Below are 16,737 nucleotides of genomic sequence, written 5' to 3' on the forward strand. Positions count from 1 at the left end.
GGATCTCCGGGCGCTTCCCTTCGGTCTTGCGTTTCCGACTCTATCAGATCCTTGCGGCTCCGATTTTCGCCGGTGCGTTTCCGCCTTTCGGCTTCCTCGCGTTTCCGACTCTAGCAGATCCGGTTTCGCTTTGATTCCGGTTCCGATTTCCGTCGGAGGGGTTTTGCCTTTCGGCTGATCCGACTTTATCAGATTGCTCTGGGTCGGAATTCCGCCTGGTGTCGGAAGCCTTCCGTACGCGCAGGCGTGCGGGGCTTCCCGTTCAGGCGGAGCCGTAAACGTACTGGAGCGGGGGGGGGGGGGGGGGGGGGGGGGGGGCGGCGGGGGGGGGGGGGGGGTGGGGGGGGGGGGGGGGGGGGGGGGGGGAGAGGGGGGGGGGGGGGGGGCGGGGGGGGGCCCCCCCCCCCCCCCCCCCCCCCCCCCCCCCCGCTCCGACTTGAGTACCTTCGTACGACTCCGTGCGTCAGACCTCGACGACCACGGGGAGGATCATCGGGCGGCGGCGGTAGTTGTCCGACACCCACTTGCCGACCGAGCGGCGGACCAACTGCTGGAGCTGGTGGGGCTCCGTGATGCCGTCCTGGGCCGACTTGGCGAGGGCTTCATCGATCTTGGGGATCACGGCGGAGAAGGCCGCATCGTCGATTCCCGAGCCACGGGCGTGGATGTTGGGGCCACCGACGATCTTGCCGGTGCTGCTGTCCACGACGACGTAGACGGAGATGATGCCTTCGTCGCCCAGGATCCGGCGGTCCTTGAGGTGGGCCTCGGTGACATCGCCGACCGACAGGCCGTCGACGTAGACATAGCCCGCCTGGACCTTGCCGGAGATCCTCGCGACGCCGTCGATCAGGTCGACCACGACGCCGTCCTCGGCGATGACGATCCGGTCCTTCGGCACACCGGTCAGCGCGCCCAGCTCGGCGTTGGCGCGCAGATGGCGCCATTCGCCGTGCACCGGCATCAGGTTCCTCGGCTTGCAGATGTTGTAGAAGTACAGCAGCTCGCCGGCCGAGGCGTGGCCCGAGACATGGACCTTGGCGTTGCCCTTGTGGACGACGTTGGCGCCCCAGCGGGTCAGTCCGTTGATCACCCGGTAGACCGCGTTCTCGTTGCCGGGGATGAGCGAGGACGCCAGGATCACGGTGTCGCCCCGGACGATCCGGATCTGGTGGTCGCGGTTGGCCATCCGGGACAGCGCCGCCATCGGCTCGCCCTGAGAGCCCGTGCAGACCAGCACGACCTCGTCGTCGGGGAGGTCGTCGAGGGTCTTGACGTCGACGACCAGGCCGGCCGGGACCTTCAGATAGCCCAGCTCGCGGGCGATGCCCATGTTGCGGACCATCGAGCGGCCGACGAAGGCGACCCGGCGGCCGTACTCATGGGCCGCGTCGAGGATCTGCTGGATGCGGTGCACATGGCTGGCGAAGCTGGCGACGATGATCCGCTTCTGGGCGTTCGCGAAGACCTGGCGCAGCACGTTGGAGATATCGCGCTCGGGCGGGACGAAGCCGGGGACCTCGGCGTTCGTGGAGTCGGAGAGGAGGAGGTCGATGCCCTCCTCGCCGAGCCTGGCGAACGCGGGGAGGTCGGTCAGGCGGCGGTCCAGCGGGAGCTGGTCCATCTTGAAGTCGCCGGTGTGGACGACCATGCCCGCGGGGGTGCGGATGGCGACGGCCAGCGCGTCGGGGATGGAGTGGTTGACCGCGACGAACTCGCAGTCGAAGGAGCCGATCTTCTCGGTGTGCCCCTCCTTCACCTCCAGGGTGTAGGGGCGGATCCGGTGCTCCTGGAGCTTTGCCTCGATCAGGGCGAGGGTCAGCTTCGAGCCGATGAGGGGGATGTCCGGCTTCTCGCGCAGGAGGTAGGGGACACCGCCGATGTGGTCCTCGTGGCCGTGCGTGAGCACGATGCCGTCGATGTCGTCGAGGCGGTCCCTGATGGACGAGAAGTCCGGCAGGATCAGGTCGATTCCGGGCTGCTCCTCCTCGGGGAAGAGCACTCCGCAGTCGACGATCAGCAGCCGGCCGCCGTATTCGAAGACCGTCATGTTGCGGCCGATCTCACCCAGGCCGCCGAGGGGGGTGACGCGCAGGCCGCCCTTGGGAAGCTTCGGCGGGGCGCCGAGCTCAGGATGCGGATGACTCAAAAGACTCTCCTCACCACACGCGCCACGCTGCCGTCGAGGCACGTGGCGCGCATGACATTCGTGCACTTGCTATGTGGCGGTTGTTGGTCCGTATTCAGTTATGAAGTCTGTGTTCAGAGCTGTACCCCGCCGGCGGCGAGATCGCGCTTGAGCTGTTCGGTCTCCTCGGGGGAGAGCTCGACGAGCGGCAGGCGCAGCGGGCCGGCGGGCAGGTTCTGCAGGCCGAGGGCGGCCTTGGTGGTGATCACGCCCTGGGTGCGGAACATGCCGGTGAAGACGGGCAGCAGCTTCTGGTGGATCTCGGTGGCCTTGGTGACGTCGCCGTTGAGGTGGGCGTCCAGCAGGGCGCGCAGCTCGGGGGTGACGATATGGCCCACCACGGAGACGAACCCGATGGCTCCGACCGAGAGCAGCGGGAGGTTCAGCATGTCGTCGCCGCTGTACCAGGCGAGGCCGGAGCGGGCGATCGCCCAGCTGGCGCGGCCGAGGTCGCCCTTGGCGTCCTTGTTGGCGACGATCCGGGGGTGCTCGGCGAGCCGGACGATGGTCTCGGTGTTGATCGGGACGCCGCTGCGGCCGGGGATGTCGTAGAGCATGACCGGCAGGTCGGTGGCGTCCGCGATCGCCGTGAAGTGCCGCAGCAGGCCCTCCTGCGGCGGCTTGCTGTAGTACGGCGTCACCGCGAGCAGCCCGTGGGCGCCGGCGTCCTGGGCGGCGCGGGCCAGCTCGAGGCTGTGACGGGTGTCGTTGGTGCCGGCTCCGGCGACGACGAAGGCACGGTCGCCGACCGCGTCGACCACGGCGCGGACGAGCTGGGCTTTCTCCGCGTCGCTCGTGGTCGGGGACTCTCCGGTGGTGCCGTTGACGACGAGGCCGTCGTTACCGGCGTCCACCAGGTGTGCGGCGAGCCGCTGCGCGCCGTCGAGGTCGAGGGCGCCATCCGCCGTGAACGGCGTGACCATGGCGGTCAGCACCCGCCCGAAGGGGGTCTGCGGTGTGGAAGTCGGAGCCATGGGTCCCACGCTACTCGTAGCTCACCGCGGGGTGCGCCTCCGGGGAGCAGAGATGTGGACTCCGGCACTGCCTGCTCGGGGGTTCAAGCAGTGCCGGGTCCGTCTGTTCAGCGTAGATGAACTTCTCAAAGTGCCGCAATCCGGACATCTCGCACGCCTGTCCCGCGCGCCCGGCATCCGGCCCGCCGCCTGGGCTTTACGGCGCGATCCGGCCGTTGGCGTTGAATGCGCCGTACGTGAGCGGCATGAGCTTGGCCCAGTGGGCCTCCATCTGCTCCCCGACCATTTCGATCTCGCGCTGCGGGAAGGACGGCACCTTCGCCTGCTCGTGCTGCGTGCGCAGGCCGAGGAAGTGCATCAGCGAGCGTGCGTTGCAGGTCGCGTACATGGAGGAGAACAGGCCGACGGGGAGCACGGCGCGGGCGACCTCGCGGGCGACGCCGGCGGCGAGCATCTCCTGATAGGCCTCGTAGGCCTGACGGTAGGAGTCCTCCATGACGCGGCCGGTGAGCTCGTACTGCGCCGGGGTGCCCTCGACGAACTCGTACTTGCCGGGGCGGCCCTGCTGGACGAGCTTGCGGGACTCACCGGGGACGTAGAAGACCGGCTCCAGCTGGCGGTAGCGACCGGACTCCTCGTTGTACGACCAGCCGACGCGGTGGCGCATGAACTCGCGGAAGACGAAGATCGGTGCGCTGATGAAGAACGTCATGGAGTTGTGCTCGAAGGGGCTGCCGTGCCGGTCCCGCATCAGGAAGTTGATCAAGCCCTTGGAGCGCTCCGGGTCCTTCTGCAGCTCCTCGAGGGACTGCTCACCGGCCGTGGAGACGCGGGCCGCCCACAGCACGTCGCTGTCCGCGGCGCTGTGCTTGACCAGCTCGACCGTCACCTCGCTCCGGAAGCTGACGGCTGCGCCGTCGGGACTCTCAGTGCTCTCGGCGGGGGTGTGGGACACCGGCGGTTCCTTCCGTTCGATCCTCGTGCGCGACCAGCCTACGGCCCGGCACCGACAGCCGAGAGAATGCGGCGTGATGCCGCGTTAGCCGCAAAAGGGACGGCCTGTAGCAGGGCGTGGAGCGGGAGTTGATATTTTTCACAGAAGTCTCGGAAAACGGGCACCAATCGGACGCCACACTCGTCTAACCCTGTGACAGTGCCCACTACGAGGTTCCTAGGAGAGCCCGCTCATGTTCCGCCGGCGAGAGCCCGTCCCGTTCGCCTTCGTTGCTGAGGCAGACCGGTTCCGCAGCAATGTCACTCCCCCGCCGCGCGAGCGCGCCTCCCGCGCGCAGCTCCTCGGCCAGTCACTGATCACGCTGACAGTCGTGGGCGGCCTGGCCGGCGCCCTGCTGTTCGGCGTACCCGCACTGCAGCAGGACAGCTCGGCACCGAATCGGACGCATCAGTCCGAGGCTGCCCATCGCTGAACGGGCGGGCGGAGCGGACCACCGAGTGGTTCCGCTCCGCGGGTCCCGATAGCCTCACCGGTCACAGCTTCCGTCAGCACGTTCGTCAGTGCTGAGCCGCCCCGAGTGAGGATCAGCCGTGCCCCTGCCCTTCCTGACGGCCGACCGCGACCTCGATGCCGATGCCGCGGAATCGGCCGCGCTGCCGCATGACGAGCCCGACCACTGGCGCCGTCCCTACCGCCCCGGACCGTGGCGGGTGGGGGCGGCGTCCGTGCTTTTGCTGCTCGCCTCGTTCGTACTGCTCTCCTCGATGATCATCGCGATGGCGGGCTCACTGCCCGGCGCCGGGATCGTCGCGGCGCTCGGCGCGCTGACGATCGCCCTCGCGCTGCGGCTGCTGAGGGTGGGCCTGTGGGTCAGCGCGCACGGCCTGCGGCAGGTGAACCTGCTGCGTACGACGACGGAGCCGTGGAGCGCGATCGCCTCGGTGGGTACCCGCCAGCAGCCGGTGCGCTGGCTGGGGCTGCCGCGGACGGTGCAGGGGCAGGCGCTGGTCGTCGACCGCAGGCGGGGCGAGATGCTCCGGACGCTGGTCAGCGACCACAACGCCGACTTCCTCAACCGCCCGGAGGCGTTCGAACGGGCCACCGACGTGCTGGAGGCCTGGGCGGCGGAGTACCGCGCCTGAGTCCTCCCCCGGTGGATCAGGGTCGGAGGGGCCCCGGCGCGACCGGCGGAACCGGTCGCGCTCCGGGTCAGGACGCCTGGGAGGGCGCGCCGTCGTGCAGAGCGATCGCGCGCTGCATGGCCTTGCGGGCACGCGGGGTGTCCCGGGCGTCGTGGTAGGCGACCGCCAGGCGGAACCACGTGCGCCAGTCGCCGGGCGCTTCCTCCGTCTCGGCCTGCCGCCGGGCGAAGACCGCATCGGCCGCGTCGCGGTCGATCCGGCCGCCGGGGGTCCGCTCCAGCTCGTCGGCCGGCAGTCCCCCCTCGGCCTCCAGCGCGTGCGCCAGCCGGTGCGCGTCGCGCGCGAAGCGGGTGTTGTGCCAGAGGAACCACCCGCCGATGCACGGCAGCACGAAGGCCACCGCGCCCATCCCCATCGCGGCCGGCTCGCCGGTCAGCAGCAGGAGTACGCCCTCCAGCGCCACCACGCCGAAGACGATCACCAGCACGGTGGCGAGGAAGAAGTACGTGATCTTGCCGCCCATGACCGTCCGCCTCAGTCCAGGTCGAGGAAGTGTTCCAGGCCCACGGTCAGGCCCGGCGTGCTCACCACCCGGCGGACACCGAGCAGGATGCCCGGCATGAAGCTGCTGTGGTGCAGGGAGTCATGGCGGATGGTGAGCGTCTCGCCCTCCCCGCCGAACAGCACCTCCTGGTGGGCCAGCAGCCCACGCAGCCGTACCGAGTGCACCGGCACGCCGTCCACGTCCGCGCCGCGGGCACCGTCCAGCGCGGTGCTGGTGGCGTCCGGCTGCGGGGCGCAGCCGGCCTCCTGGCGGGCCTTGGCGATCAGCTGGGCGGTGCGGGCGGCGGTGCCGGACGGGGCGTCCGCCTTCTTCGGGTGGTGCAGCTCGACGACCTCGACCGACTCGAAGAAGCGCGCCGCCTGCTGGGCGAACCGCATGGTCAGCACCGCGCCGATGGAGAAGTTCGGGGCGATCAGCACGCCCGCCTCCGGCGAGGCGGCGAGCGAGGTGCGCAGCTGCGCGAGGCGCTCATCGGTCCACCCGGTGGTGCCGACCACCGCGTGGATGCCGTGCCGCACACAGAAGTCGAGGTTGCCCATCACCGCGCCGGGGTTGGTCAGCTCGACCACGACCTGGGCGCCGGCCTCGACCAGCGTCTCCAGCTTGTCCCCGCGGCCGAGCCCGGCGACCAGCTCCATGTCCTCGGCGGCCTCGACGGCCCGTACGGCCTCGGAGCCGATGCGTCCCTGGGCTCCGAGTACGGCCACGCGCAGCTTGCTCATCGTTTCCAGTCTCTCTCTCGGTGGTACGGCGGCGGGCCTAGGCGACGACGTCGTCCAGGCGTGCCGCCTGCCGGTCCTTCAGGGGGCCGATGACGGACAGCGAGGGGCGGTGGCCGAGCACGTCGCGGGCCACCTCGCGGACCTCGTCGGGGGTGACGGCCGCTATCCGGGCGAGCATCTCGTCGACCGACATCTGCCCGCCCCAGCACAGCTCGCTCTTGCCGATGCGGTGCATCAGCGCGCCGGTGTCCTCCAGGCCGAGGACGGTCGATCCGCGCAGCTGGCCGATGGCGCGGTGGATCTCGTCGTCGCTGAGGCCGTGCGCCGCCACCTGGTCGAGCTCGTCGCGGCAGATCTTGAGGACGTCGTGCACCTGGTTGGGGCGGCAGCCGGCGTAGACGCCGAAGAGACCGCAGTCGGCGAAGCCCGAGGTGTACGAGTACACGCTGTAGGCCAGGCCGCGCTTCTCCCGGACCTCCTGGAAGAGCCGGGACGACATGCCGCCGCCCAGGGCGGTGTTCAGCACGCCCATCGCCCAGCGGCGGTCGTCGGTGCGTGCCATGCCGGGCATCCCGAGGATCACATGGGCCTGCTCGGTCCTGCGGTTGAGCAGCTCCACGCGGCCGGCGGTGCGGATGGCGCGGGCTCCGGAGCGCGGGGCGATCGGGACGGCGTCCGTCCGCTCCAGCGCCCCGGCCTGCTCGAAGGCGCGGCGGACCATGCGGACGACCTTGGCGTGGTCGATGTTGCCGGCGGCGGTGACGACCAGGTGCGTGGGGTCGTAGTGCTTCTTGTAGAAGCGGCGGACGCGGTCGGCGGTGAGGGCGTTGACGGTGTCGACGGTGCCCAGGACCGGGCGGCCGAGCGGGGTGTCACCGAGCATGGTGTGCGCGAACAGGTCGTGCACGCAGTCGCCGGGGTCGTCCTCGGTCATCGCGATCTCTTCGAGGATGACCCCGCGCTCGGCGTCCACGTCCTCGGCCTCGATCAGCGAGCCGGTGAGCATGTCGCAGACCACGTCTATGGCCAGCGGCAGGTCGGTGTCGAGCACCCGCGCGTAGTAGCAGGTGTACTCCTTCGCGGTGAAGGCGTTCATCTCGCCGCCGACCGCGTCGACGGCGGCGGAGATGTCCAGCGCGCTGCGCCGCTCGGTGCCCTTGAACAGCAGGTGCTCGAGGTAGTGGGTGGCGCCGTTGAGGGACGGGGTCTCGTCGCGGGAGCCGACGTGCGCCCAGATCCCGAAGGTCACGGAGCGGACCGACGGCAGCGTCTCGGTGACGATGCGCAGGCCGCCGGGGAGGGTGGTCCGGCGGACCGTGCCGGCGCCCGCGGTGCCCTTGAGAAGCGTTTGGGTACGGGCGACGGCCCGCCCCTCCGAAGAGGTGCGGGCCGTCGTCCTGTGCGTACGGGACGTCACTTGTCGGTGTCGTCCTTCGTGTCGGCCTTGGCGGTGTCTTCCTCCTCGATCACGGGGATCAGGGAGAGCTTGCCGCGCTGGTCGATCTCGGCGATCTCGACCTGGACCTTGGCGCCCACCGCGAGCACGTCCTCGACGTTCTCCACGCGCTTGCCGCCGGCCAGCTTGCGGATCTGCGAGATGTGCAGCAGGCCGTCCTTGCCCGGGAGCAGGGAGACGAACGCACCGAAGGTGGTGGTCTTGACGACCGTGCCCAGGTAGCGCTCGCCGACCTCCGGCATGGTCGGGTTGGCGATGCCGTTGATCGTGGCGCGGGCGGCCTCGGCGGCCGGGCCGTCGGCGGCACCGATGTAGATGGTGCCGTCGTCCTCGATCGTGATGTCGGCGCCGGTGTCCTCCTGGATCTGGTTGATCATCTTGCCCTTGGGGCCGATGACCTCACCGATCTTGTCCACCGGGATCTTGACGGTGATGATCCGCGGCGCGTTCGGGGACATCTCGTCCGGAACGTCGATCGCCTCGTTCATCACGTCCAAGATGTGCATCCGCGCGTCGCGGGCCTGCTTGAGGGCCGCGGCCAGGACGGAGGCCGGGATGCCGTCCAGCTTGGTGTCGAGCTGGAGGGCGGTCACGAAGGTCTTCGTGCCGGCGACCTTGAAGTCCATGTCACCGAAGGCGTCCTCCGCACCGAGGATGTCGGTGAGGGTGACGTAGTGGGTCTCGCCGTCGATCTCCTGGGAGATCAGACCCATGGCGATGCCCGCCACCGGGGCCTTGAGCGGCACACCGGCGTTGAACAGCGACATGGTCGAGGCGCAGACCGAGCCCATGGACGTGGATCCGTTGGAGCCGAGGGCCTCGGAGACCTGACGGATCGCGTACGGGAACTCCTCGCGGGTCGGCAGCACCGGCATCAGCGCGCGCTCGGCGAGCGCGCCGTGGCCGATCTCGCGGCGCTTGGGGGAGCCGACGCGACCGGTCTCACCGGTGGAGTAGGGCGGGAAGTTGTAGTTGTGCATGTAGCGCTTGCGGGTCACCGGGGAGAGGGTGTCCAGCTGCTGCTCCATACGGAGCATGTTGAGGGTGGTGACGCCCAGGATCTGGGTCTCGCCACGCTCGAACAGCGCGGAACCGTGCACCCGCGGGATGGCCTCGACCTCGGCGGCCAGCGTACGGATGTCCGTGACGCCGCGGCCGTCGATGCGCTTCTTCTCCTTGATGACGCGCTCACGGACCAGGGTCTTGGTCAGCGAGCGGTACGCGGCGGAGATCTCCTTCTCGCGGCCCTCGAACTCCGGCAGCAGCTTCTCGGCGGCCAGGCCCTTGACGCGGTCCAGCTCGGCCTCGCGCTCCTGCTTGCCGGCGATGGTCAGCGCCTGGGCGAGCTCGTCCTTGACGGCCTTGGTGAGGGCCTCCAGGACGTCGTCCTGGTAGTCGAGGAAGATCGGGAACTCGCCGACCGGCTTGGCGGCCTTGGCGGCGAGGTCCGACTGCGCCTTGCACAGGACCTTGATGAACGGCTTGGCGGCCTCGAGACCGGCGGCCACGACCTCCTCGGTCGGGGCCTCGGCGCCGTCCTTGACGAGCTGGATGGTCTTCTCGGTGGCCTCGGCCTCGACCATCATGATCGCGACGTCGCCGTCCGGGAGGACGCGGCCGGCCACGACCATGTCGAAGACGGCGTCCTCGAGCTCGGTGTGGGTCGGGAACGCCACCCACTGGCCCTTGATCAGGGCGACGCGGGTACCGCCGATGGGGCCGGAGAAGGGCAGGCCGGCCAGCTGCGTGGAGCAGGAGGCGGCGTTGATGGCGACCACGTCGTAGAGGTGGTCGGGGTTGAGCGCCATGATCGTCTCGACGATCTGGATCTCGTTGCGCAGGCCCTTCTTGAAGGACGGGCGCAGCGGGCGGTCGATCAGGCGACAGGTGAGGATGGCGTCCTCGGAGGGGCGGCCCTCACGACGGAAGAAGGAGCCGGGGATCTTCCCGGCTGCGTACATCCGCTCCTCGACGTCGACGGTCAGCGGGAAGAAGTCCAGCTGGTCCTTCGGGTTCTTGGAGGCGGTGGTGGCCGACAGCACCATGGTGTCGTCGTCCAGGTACGCGACGGCGGAGCCGGCGGCCTGCTTGGCCAGGCGGCCCGTCTCGAAGCGGATGGTGCGGGTGCCGAAGGAGCCGTTGTCGATCACGGCTTCGGCGTAGTGGGTCTCGTTCTCCACCAGGAATATCTCCTCGTCTGCGTCTGCTGCCCGTGTGGCGGCAGACCGTCTTCGGTGGAGCGCCGGTGCGGGCCGGTCTTCGATCGAAGCACCCGGAGGGGGGTCGCATGCCGTGCATGGACCGTCCGGGGGCCACTACCGAGGACCGGCGGCCAGGAGGCGCTCCTACCGCGTTCAGTTTTGCGATATGGCACCAGACTACAAAGCTTCCGTCCACCGTGAGATGGCGTAGGCGTCCGGTGCGTACGGCAAAGGGAGCGGCCCCCGGCAGGAACCGCTCCCTTTAAGGCGTCTTACTTGGCGCCCGCCGCGCCGCGGCGGATGCCCAGGCGCTCGACCAGCGCGCGGAAGCGCGTGATGTCCTTCTTCGCCAGGTACTGCAGCAGGCGGCGGCGCTGGCCGACGAGCAGCAGCAGACCACGGCGGGAGTGGTGGTCGTGCTTGTGGGTCTTGAGGTGCTCGGTCAGGTCCGAGATGCGGCGGGTGAGCATCGCGACCTGGACCTCGGGGGAGCCGGTGTCACCCTCCTTGGTGGCGAACTCGGCCATGATCTGCTTCTTCGTAGCGGCGTCGAGCGACACGCGGTACTCCTCTGGGTTTCGGTCCGTGAGCGCCCCTGGTTTGCCTCACAGGGAATCTTGGATGACTCGACCGGACCGTCACACAGCGTACCAGCTGCGAAACGGCCCCCCGACCGGGTGGTCGGAGGGCCGTGGCACGGGCGGATGGCGTCGCTAGCTGCCGGTGAGGCCGCGCACCTCGTTGTAGACGTCCAGGACCGCCAGGCACAGCGGCACCAGGGACAGCAGGACCAGGCCGTCGAAGACGTCGAAGATCCGGCCCCAGAAGGGGGTGACGCCCTTGCGCGGGACGATCAGGCCGACGCCGACCAGGAGGGCGGCGCCCACCGCGATGCTGCTGGAGAACCAGACGGTGCGGATGTTCAGCGGACCGGAGTCCTGGTACTGCATGAGGTCGACGAAGATGTCCGTCGGCGGGTGCAGGGTGATGCCCAGGATCAGCAGGACGATCGTCAGGATGCCGGCGATGGTCAGGCAGGCGACCTGCGCGGTGTAGTCGAAGAGCCGGGCGCGGAGCATGATCGTGATGCCGGCCGCCAGGGCCAGCAGCTGGGCCCACATGTTGTCGGAGAAGCCGAGGACGATACCGGCCGAGCCCACGACCAGGGCGGCGCAGCCGGCGACGAGGCCGAGCAGCAGCTCGTGCCCGCGCTTGGCCTGGTTGCCGATCTTGACGAAGTCGACGGACTCGGTCTCGCCTCCGTTGTCGAAGGCGCCCTTGGCGATCTGGTCGGGCGACTTGTAGCCGATGGGCAGCCGGGCGAAGCGGGCGGACAGGCCCGGCAGCCAGGCGACCATCGCGATGGCGACGACGGCGGTGACGGCGGCGACCTCGCGGGGCTGGGCGTCGGTGAGGATCGCGGCGAAGACCGCGAGGGTGCCGATGGCGGACAGGAAGGCGGCCGCGACGAAGGGCGCGTCACCGCGCGGCAGCAGGACCACCAGGAGCACGGAGGCGATCAGTACGGTCACACAGCCGACGAGCAGGTGCAGCCGGCCGGGGCCGGCGCCCTCGTCGACGGGGAAGATGCCGGAGCCGGCGATCAGCAGATGCGGCAGCGCGGCCAGGCCCAGCGCGATGGAGGAGGCGTGGTCGTCGTAGACCCGGGCGCGGACACCGGCCAGCGCGACCAGGACGATGCCGACGACGCCGGCGATGATGCCGGGCAGGCGGTGCATGTCGCGGTCGACGGGGTTGGAGAACCACAGGGCGAACGCCATCATCACGAGCAGCAGCACACCGGCGGTGAGGCCGACGACGTGCATCAGGTCGTCGCTCCAGCGGCTGCGGTTGCGCTTGACCGCGGAGGCGACGGCGTCGGAGACGTCGTCGAAGACCGGGAGCGGCAGCGATTCGGCGAACGGCTTCAGCAGCAGCAGGTCGCCGTCGAGGATCTGCTGCTGCGCGAGCGACTGCCCGGCGTCGAGGACCGTGCCGTCGCGGCGTACGAGGTGGTAGCCGGTCGGTGCGCCTTCGGCCTGGGACTGCCCGGAGAGCCGCAGGATCTCCGGATAAATGTCGACGAGTGCGACGTCCTCCGGCAGAGCCACGTCGATCCGTGCGTCCGGCGCGGCGACTGTGACCCGGCAAAAGCCGGTGCCAGTGCTCGTGCTCACCTGGCGGTTCCCCCTATCCGTTGGGCGTTTTGTCGCTTCGCGCGCCGTATATATAGAGCCGTCACTGCGGGGCTGTCGGCACGCTCGCGAGGCGTCAGCGTACCGTCCAATTCAGCGACCGCCCCACCCACCCCGAGACTTGACGCTTAACAGTAGGATCAACGCCTGGTTCGGGCCAAGGACTTGGCCCGGGGGGACCGTCGAATCCAACGGGGGCGGTCCGAGACTGCGAGATGCATGAAGGACTGATGCCTCGGTGAGCGTTGTCATCGTCAAGCGCCCGCCCCGCGCGCTGCCACCCGAAGTTCCCTCGGAGGAGGTGACACTCGAGGCACCTCCGGAGCTGCCGCGTGAAGGCGAATCGGAGAACATGCTGATGACCCTTATGCCCATGATGGGCATGGCGTCATCCGCGGGATTCCTGTTCATGGGCAACCAGCCGTTCATGAAAATCATGGGCGGCTTTATGGTGGCGTCCACTCTGGCAATGGCGATCGTACAGATCGTCAAAGCCCGCCAAGGGCCTTCCGGACAAATGCTTCAGGAGCGTCAGGATTACCTCAAGTACCTGACGCAGAAGCGGAAAGAGGTGCGGCGCACCGCGCGCAAGCAGCGGGACGCGCAGCTCTTCACGCACCCCGATCCGAGCCAGTTGTGGTCCATCGTGGCCGAGGGCAAACGGGTGTGGGAACGGCGGGCGACCGACCCCGACTTCGGGCAGGTGCGGCTCGGGCTCGGGCCGCAGCAGCTGGCCACCCCGCTGAGGGCGCCGGAGACCGCACCGGTCGACGAGCTGGAACCGCTCACCGCGCACGCGATGAAGGAGTTCCTCGACAAGCACGGGCAGTTGGACAACCTGCCGCTGGCGGTGTCGCTGCGCGCCTTCTACCACCTGACCGTCTCCGGCGACCCGGACACGGTCTACGGCGCCTCGCGCGCGATCATCGCCCAGCTGTGCACCCTGCACTCGCCCGAGGACCTGGTGGTGGCGGTCGTCGCCGCGCCCGGTGCGCAGGCCGAGTGGGAGTGGACGAAGTGGCTGCCGCAGGTCCAGGACAAGTCCACGGACGGCGCGGGCAGCCGCCGGCTGGTCGTCGGTGACCTCGGTGAGGTCGAGGAGCTGCTGGCGGACGAGCTGGAGGGCCGCGGGCGGTTCAACCCGCAGGGCACTCCGGTGACCGACACCCCGCATGTGGTGATCGTGCTCGACGGCGGCGAGGTCCCGATGGACTCGGTGATCGCCGGCGCCGAGGGCCTGCAGGGCGTCACCATCCTGGAGGTCGTCCCGGGCGACCTGGACGAGATCCGCGGCGGTCTGGCCGTGCAGGTGTGGCCGGGCAAGCTGGTGCTGGAGTCGGCCAGCGGCGCGGTCTACCACGGTGTCTGCGACACCCTGTCGATCGCCGAGTCGGAGGCGCTGGCGCGTCAGCTGGCCCCGCTGCGGGCGGGTTCGGGTGCCGACGGCGAGGAACCGCTGCTGTCTGCCCTGGACTTCACCGACCTGCTCAACATCGGCGACGCCGGTTCCCTGGACGTGTCGCGTACGTGGCGGCCCCGGACGCTGGCCGAGCGCCTGCGGGTCCCGATCGGTGTCGACCGCGACGGCCAGCCGGTCATGCTGGACATCAAGGAAGCCTCGCAGCAGGGCATGGGCCCGCACGGCCTGTGTGTCGGTGCGACCGGTTCCGGTAAGTCCGAGGTGCTGCGCACCCTGGTGCTGGCGCTCGCGGTCACGCACTCCTCCGAGACGCTGAACTTCATCCTCGCGGACTTCAAGGGTGGCGCCACCTTCACCGGTATGTCGGAGATGCCGCACGTCGCGGCGGTCATCACCAACCTCGGCGAGGACGTCACGCTGATCGACCGCATGCGCGACTCGATCACCGGTGAGCTCCAGCGGCGCCAGGAACTGCTGCGCTCCGCGGGCAACTACGCCAACATCACCGACTACGAGAAGGCGCGTGCCGCGGGTGCCCCGCTGGACCCGCTGCCGTCGCTGGTGATGATCATCGACGAGTTCTCCGAGCTGCTCGCCGCCAAGCCCGACTTCATCGAGATGTTCATCCAGATCGGCCGGATCGGCCGTTCGATGGGTGTGCACATGCTGCTCGCCTCGCAGCGTCTGGAAGAGGGCAAGCTGCGCGGTCTGGACACCTTCCTGTCCTACCGGCTGGGTCTGCGGACGTTCTCCGCGGCCGAGTCGCGGACCGCGATCGGTGTGCCGGACGCCTACCACCTGCCGAACGTCCCCGGTTCCGGCATCCTGAAGTACGACACCGAGACGATGGTCCAGTTCAAGGCCGCCTACGTCTCCGGTACCTACCGCGGCCCGGGTGGCGGCGGCCGCAGCGGCCCCGGTGGCCGTTCGATGCGGATGCCGGTGCCCTTCACCGCGGCCCCGGTCATCGAGCAGATCATCGAGGAGCCCGTGGCCGTCGAGGCGGCCGAGCCGGAGATCGACGACGCGCTCGCCGACACCGTGCTGGACGTCATGGTCCAGCGGATGCAGGGCCAGGGCCCGCCGGCGCACCAGGTGTGGCTGCCGCCGTTGGAGGAGGCGCCGACGGTCAACCAGCTGCTGCCGACGCTGGCGGTCACCCCCGAGCGGGGCGTGCACGCGGCGGAGTACACCGCGCTCGGCAAGCTCGTGGTGCCGGTCGCGCTGGTGGACAAGCCGTTCGAGCAGCGGCGCGACGTGATGTACCTGGACTTCTCCGCCGGTGCCGGTCACGGCCTGGTCGTGGGCGGTCCGCAGTCGGGCAAGTCGACCCTGATCCGTTCCGCCATCGCGGCGTTCGCGCTCACCCACACCCCTGCCGAGGTGCAGTTCTACTGCCTCGACTTCGGCGGCGGCGGCATGCTGACGATGGAGGGCCTGCCGCACGTCGGCGGTGTCGCCTCGCGTCTGGACGCGGAGAAGGTCCGCCGTACGGTCGCCGAGGTCGTCGGCATCCTCAACCAGCGTGAGGAGTTCTTCCGGCAGAACAGCATCGACTCGATCGCGACCTACCGCCAGCGGCGGGCCGCGGGCGCCTTCCCCGACGAGAAGTGGGGAGACGTCTTCCTGATCATCGATGGCTGGGCGACGTTCAAGACCGACTACGAGCAGCTCGACCCGGTGATCCTGGACATCGCCGCCCGGGGTCTCGGTTTCGGTGTCCACCTGATCATCGCCGGCGCCCGCTACACCGAGGTCCGTCCGGCGCTGCGCGACCAGCTCCTCAACCGCGTCGAGCTGCGCCTGGGCGACCCGATGGAGTCGGAGTTCGACCGCAAGCGCGCGGAGAACGTCCCGATGGGCAAGCCCGGCCGCGGTCTGTCCCCCGAGAAGCTCGACTTCCTCTCGGCGCTGCCGCGCCTGGACGGGATGAGCGACCCGGAGACGATCAGCGACGGCATCGCGAACCTGGTGTCGACGGTCAAGGAGCACTGGCAGGGCGAGCCCGCCCCCAAGGTGCGGATGCTGCCGACGATGCTGCGCGCCACCGATCTGCCCAAGGGCAGCGACTACCCGGAGCACGGGATCGCGATCGGTGTCGACGAGACCACGCTGTCGCCGGCGTTCATCGACTTCGAGACCGATCCGCTGCTGGTCATCTACGGCGAGAGCGAGTCGGGCAAGTCGTCGCTGCTGCGCCTGCTGACCAAGCAGATCGCCGAGCGGTACCCGTCCGAGAAGGCGCTGATGGTGGTCTCCGACTACCGCCGCGCGCTGCTCGGCGAGGTCCCGGAGAGCCATCTGTACAAGTACTGCGCCGCGGGTCCGCAGCTGCAGGAGGTCATCAGCGGCCTGGCCGGTTCGCTGGGCCGACGGATGCCCGGGCCGGACGTCACGCCGGAGCAGCTGCGCAACCGCAGCTGGTACGACCTGCCGGACGCGTTCGTGATCGTCGACGACTACGACCTGGTGGCGACCAGCAGCGGCAACCCGCTGCAGCCGCTGCTGGAGTACCTGCCGTTCGCCCGTGACCTGGGTCTGCGCCTGATCATCGCGCGCAGCTCCTCGGGTGCCGGACGGTCGTCGTTCGAGCCGGTGATGCAGCGCACCAAGGAGCTCGGTGCGCAGGGTCTGATCCTGTCCGCCGACCCCGCCGAGGGTCCGCTGATGGGCAACGTCAAGGGTCAGCCCCTCACGCCCGGCCGGGCGACGTTCATCACCCGCAAGCGCGGTGCGCAGCTGGTCCAGACGGGCTGGCTGCCGGCCAACGGCCAGTAGCCCGCGGCACGCACAACGGCGGGGGGGGGGGGGGGGGGGGGGGGGGGGGGGGGCCCGGGGGGGGGGGGGGGGGGGGGGGTGGTCCACGTGTGTATGCAGTGTTCCACGAAGGAGCAGGCGGCTGATGTTTGTTTCGTTGCG

Annotated in this window: 12 protein-coding genes; 3 read left to right on the forward strand and 9 right to left on the reverse strand. The window is 69.7% G+C overall.

Going from position 1 to position 16,737, the window contains the following annotated elements; genetic code table 11:
- Nucleotides 1-463 precede the first annotated feature (463 nt).
- The 3 genes from AC0680_RS35670 to thyX all read right to left on the reverse strand — a co-directional run bounded on the left by AC0680_RS35670 (nucleotide 464) and on the right by thyX (nucleotide 4,117).
- Nucleotides 464-2,149 (reverse strand): ribonuclease J, encoded by a 1,686-nt coding sequence (locus AC0680_RS35670; protein WP_478637190.1) that lies wholly within the window; start codon nucleotides 2,147-2,149, stop codon nucleotides 464-466.
- A 113-nt stretch (nucleotides 2,150-2,262) separates the two neighbouring features.
- On the reverse strand, nucleotides 2,263-3,162 hold the full coding sequence (gene dapA / locus AC0680_RS35675; protein WP_393493596.1) for a 4-hydroxy-tetrahydrodipicolinate synthase: 900 nt from the start codon (nucleotides 3,160-3,162) through the stop codon (nucleotides 2,263-2,265).
- Nucleotides 3,163-3,358: 196 nt separating this feature from the next.
- Complete coding sequence (thyX, locus tag AC0680_RS35680) at nucleotides 3,359-4,117, reverse strand: FAD-dependent thymidylate synthase (protein WP_478637191.1); 759 nt, start codon at nucleotides 4,115-4,117, stop codon at nucleotides 3,359-3,361.
- Nucleotides 4,118-4,349: 232 nt separating this feature from the next.
- Here thyX and AC0680_RS35685 point away from each other — a divergent pair, with 232 nt between their 5' ends.
- Nucleotides 4,350-4,589, forward strand: coding sequence for a hypothetical protein (locus tag AC0680_RS35685; RefSeq protein ID WP_393493601.1), 240 nt, complete (start codon nucleotides 4,350-4,352; stop codon nucleotides 4,587-4,589).
- 118 nt (nucleotides 4,590-4,707) lie between these two features.
- A complete protein-coding gene (locus AC0680_RS35690) occupies nucleotides 4,708-5,259 on the forward strand; it encodes a hypothetical protein (protein WP_478637192.1) in 552 nt (183 codons plus the stop codon).
- A gap of 67 nt (nucleotides 5,260-5,326) precedes the next feature.
- On the opposite strand, the gene AC0680_RS35695 is transcribed toward AC0680_RS35690, so the two are convergent.
- The 6 genes from AC0680_RS35695 to eccD all read right to left on the reverse strand — a co-directional run bounded on the left by AC0680_RS35695 (nucleotide 5,327) and on the right by eccD (nucleotide 12,380).
- Nucleotides 5,327-5,782 (reverse strand): hypothetical protein, encoded by a 456-nt coding sequence (locus AC0680_RS35695; RefSeq protein ID WP_478637193.1) that lies wholly within the window; start codon nucleotides 5,780-5,782, stop codon nucleotides 5,327-5,329.
- A gap of 11 nt (nucleotides 5,783-5,793) precedes the next feature.
- Nucleotides 5,794-6,546: a 4-hydroxy-tetrahydrodipicolinate reductase gene (gene dapB / locus AC0680_RS35700; protein WP_478637194.1), complete on the reverse strand. Its 753-nt coding sequence runs from the start codon at nucleotides 6,544-6,546 to the stop codon at nucleotides 5,794-5,796.
- Between the two features lie 37 nt (nucleotides 6,547-6,583).
- Nucleotides 6,584-7,963, reverse strand: coding sequence for a M16 family metallopeptidase (locus AC0680_RS35705; protein WP_478637195.1), 1,380 nt, complete (start codon nucleotides 7,961-7,963; stop codon nucleotides 6,584-6,586).
- A complete protein-coding gene (locus AC0680_RS35710) occupies nucleotides 7,960-10,182 on the reverse strand; it encodes a polyribonucleotide nucleotidyltransferase (protein ID WP_478637196.1) in 2,223 nt (740 codons plus the stop codon). Before AC0680_RS35710 ends, AC0680_RS35705 begins: the two co-directional genes overlap by 4 nt.
- A 293-nt stretch (nucleotides 10,183-10,475) precedes the next feature.
- Nucleotides 10,476-10,763, reverse strand: a complete 288-nt coding sequence (rpsO, locus tag AC0680_RS35715) for a 30S ribosomal protein S15 (RefSeq protein WP_128511718.1) — start codon at nucleotides 10,761-10,763, stop codon at nucleotides 10,476-10,478.
- Nucleotides 10,764-10,916: 153 nt separating this feature from the next.
- The gene (gene eccD, locus AC0680_RS35720; RefSeq protein ID WP_478637197.1) at nucleotides 10,917-12,380 is read right to left on the reverse strand and encodes a type VII secretion integral membrane protein EccD; all 1,464 of its coding nucleotides are present in this window, start codon (nucleotides 12,378-12,380) and stop codon (nucleotides 10,917-10,919) included.
- A gap of 256 nt (nucleotides 12,381-12,636) precedes the next feature.
- Between eccD and eccCa the strand changes: the two genes are divergently transcribed.
- Nucleotides 12,637-16,596 (forward strand): type VII secretion protein EccCa, encoded by a 3,960-nt coding sequence (gene eccCa / locus AC0680_RS35725; RefSeq protein ID WP_478637198.1) that lies wholly within the window; start codon nucleotides 12,637-12,639, stop codon nucleotides 16,594-16,596.
- The last annotated feature ends 141 nt before the right edge of the window (nucleotides 16,597-16,737 follow it).

It is taken from the genome of Streptomyces sp. NPDC043738 (genome assembly GCF_056436545.1).